Genomic DNA, 2,978 nt, shown 5'->3' with positions numbered 1-2,978 from the left:
TATCTTTTATCTTTTAATATCTTTATAGACAATTAAAAAATTTTGTATTTTATCTAAGTGATTGTATTTAAAGATTTTTTTTTTTTTTTTATAAATTTTTTCATTTATTTTCAAAGTTTTTAATCATATATATACATAACTTATCCCCAAGGTTATAAACATGTTAATAAAATCGTTTTATTGTTATTTAATAAATAATAAAATCTTAAAAAACATATAGTTATAACAATAATTAAATTAAAAAAACACTTGTTTACACCATTTTTTAAATAAACTTATACACAGCAATTGTGGATAACTTTTATTTTAAATGATTTTTTATGGATTAAAATTTATAAAAATCATCGAATTATAAATACATCAATTATGTAAATTTATTTAATCGATGTATCTTGTTGATGGTTTATGATTTTTTTAGCTGAATATCAGGGAATAAGAAAGCTTTTAGAATAGATTAAATAGAAAATAAATTATGAAATGTTTTTATGATAAATAAATGTAATATAATCCTTATTGGAAAATATAAATTTTTTTATAAATATATAAAATTTTCATAAATCCCATATTCTTAGGTATTGTATTAATCTTTATTTATATTTCATACTTGACCAGTTGATTATTTTCTTCAGAAGCAATGATCCAGATGTAGTTAATATAGACTCTGGGTGGAATTGAAATCCACACACATAATCTAAGTTATTTCTCACGGACATTATCATATCATTAAAATAGGAATTTATAATAAAATTTTTAGGAATTTTGTTACATATTAGTGAATGATATCGTGCTACTGGTAAAGGATGAGGAAGCCCTTCAAACATCTCTAAACCGTCGTGGTTGATCAAAGATGCCCTTCCATGGAATATTTCACCTGCATGTCCAATAATGCCGCCATAGGCTTCTACAATTGCTTGATGACCTAAACAAATACCTATGATGGGAATCTTTCCTTTGACTTCTTTGATTAAATTCAACATGCAACCTGCATTTTGGGGGGTGCTAGGACCAGGTGATAACATTAAAATAGGATTTTTCATTTTTTTTATCGAATTTAATATTATGTCTATACTCACAGTATTTCTATAAATTAATACATTATTATTTTTGTTTCTAAGTTGTTCGACAAGATTATAAGTAAAAGAATCAATATTGTCTAAAAGTAAAATATTTGCCATTTTTTAAAATGTCCTATTTAACAATGCGCTGTTTTGATAGCATTGATAACTGCTTTTGCTTTATTTAAACTTTCTTTCACTTCATCTTCAGCAATTGAATTAAAAACAATACCGGCACCCGCTTGAATTGTAGCAATTTCATTTTCAACATATGCTGAACGTATTGTAATACAAGTATCTAAATTTCCTAAATCGGTGAAATAACCTATAGCACCACCGTAACTGCCTCTTTTTTCTTTTTCGTATTCTGCTATTAATTGCATTGCTCGAATTTTAGGTGCGCCTGTTAATGTGCCCATATTCATACATGCTGCATATGCGTGCAATGCATCAAGTTCTATTTTTAACTCACCGACTACCTTAGAGACAAGATGCATGACATGTGAATATTTATCTACTCTGACTAGATCAGATACATATCTAGAACCAGGTTTACAAATGCGGGCCAGATCATTTCTCGCTAGGTCTACAAGCATCAAGTGCTCTGCTAGTTCCTTATGATTGGTTCTCATTTCTAATTCTATTCTACTGTCTAAATCTAAATCTAAGTTACCATGTTTATCTATGCCACGGGGTCTAGTACCTGCAATGGGATACAATTCAATCTGTCTAGTTTTTTCATCATATTTTAATGAACTTTCAGGCGATGCTCCAAATAATATAAAATTTTTATCTTGCATAAAAAACATATAAGGACTAGGATTGCTTTTTTTTAATTTTTGATAAGCGGATAATGCATTCGGGCAGGGTAAATAAAATTTACGAGAGGGTACTACTTGAAAAATTTCGCCTTTTTGAATTAATTTTTTTAATGTTTTAATGATATCACAATATTCATTGTCATCTATATTAGAAGTTAAATGAATATTTTGTACTGGAATTTGGTTGATTTTTTTGATTTTTTTATCCAATTGATCTTTTATTTCATCTGTTCTATTTCGAATTCTTTCTTGTTCTTGTGGATTTTGACAAAAAATACTACTTTGAATTAAACATGTTTTTGCTTGATGATCTAAAACAAGTAAATTTTCTGCTAAATAAAAACAAAAATTTGAACATTTTTGTTCTCCCGTTAAATGGGGCAATTGTTCAAATACTGATATAAGATCGTAAGAAAACAAGCCACCAAAAAACATTGCTTTCGGTATTTTATTTTTGTTTTTAAAAATTTTAATTATCAGTCTAAAGGCATCCAAAACTGATAATGAAAATAGTTTTTCATCTTCATTAAGATCTCTAGGAATATTAGGAAAAGTTAAAATAATACTTTTATTTTTTTCTTCGATTTTTATATTTCCGGGAATATGTTGTTTTAAATTGAATAAAATTTCTTTTCCATTGATAGATATGGGCGTTAATTTAACTGAATTTTTTTTAGAAGTAAATCGAATCGCACTATCTATAATCATAATACTTTCTAAAGCGTTTTTTTTATTTATTTCAGCTGTCTCTAATAATAATGTAGCTGGTTTTGATTCGCAAAGATGATTGAATATTGTTGTTGGATCGGAGTGATAACGAGCTTTTTTTTGAATTATTTCAATTTCATATAAGCATTTGTTCATTAAATTACATCTGTTTTTAATATAATTTTACAGAGTTAAATAATAACTAATTTAATATATTAAAGCAATCATGTTATTTTTTTTTGTTTTTCAGATTTATTAGTGTATAATAATATTTTAATAAATTAAGAAATATGTAACATAAAAATAAACGTTTAATTTATTTATATATTTAAATATATAATGATACTAATAATATAGATAAAATCAAAAAAATAACAATAAAAATATATATCTA

Annotated in this window: 1 protein-coding gene and 1 pseudogene; both read right to left on the bottom strand. The window is 25.7% G+C overall.

Annotated features, from left to right (window positions below; translation table 11 throughout):
* Window positions 1-596: 596 nt before the first annotated feature.
* Window positions 597-1,175, bottom strand: a pseudogene (locus D9V64_RS03150) (glutamine amidotransferase-related protein); the annotation flags it as partial.
* Between the two features lie 17 nt (window positions 1,176-1,192).
* Entirely contained in the window at window positions 1,193-2,740 is a 1,548-nt protein-coding gene (locus D9V64_RS03145) for an anthranilate synthase component 1 (RefSeq protein ID WP_158367341.1), read from the bottom strand.
* Between the last annotated feature and the right edge of the window lie 238 nt (window positions 2,741-2,978).

Source organism: Buchnera aphidicola (Aphis nerii) (assembly GCF_005083105.1).
Taxonomy (GTDB): Bacteria; Pseudomonadota; Gammaproteobacteria; order Enterobacterales; family Enterobacteriaceae; genus Buchnera; species Buchnera aphidicola_AS.
The sequence above is the reverse complement of the archived record's forward strand: the minus strand, read 5'-3'. Positions and strand labels throughout refer to the sequence as shown.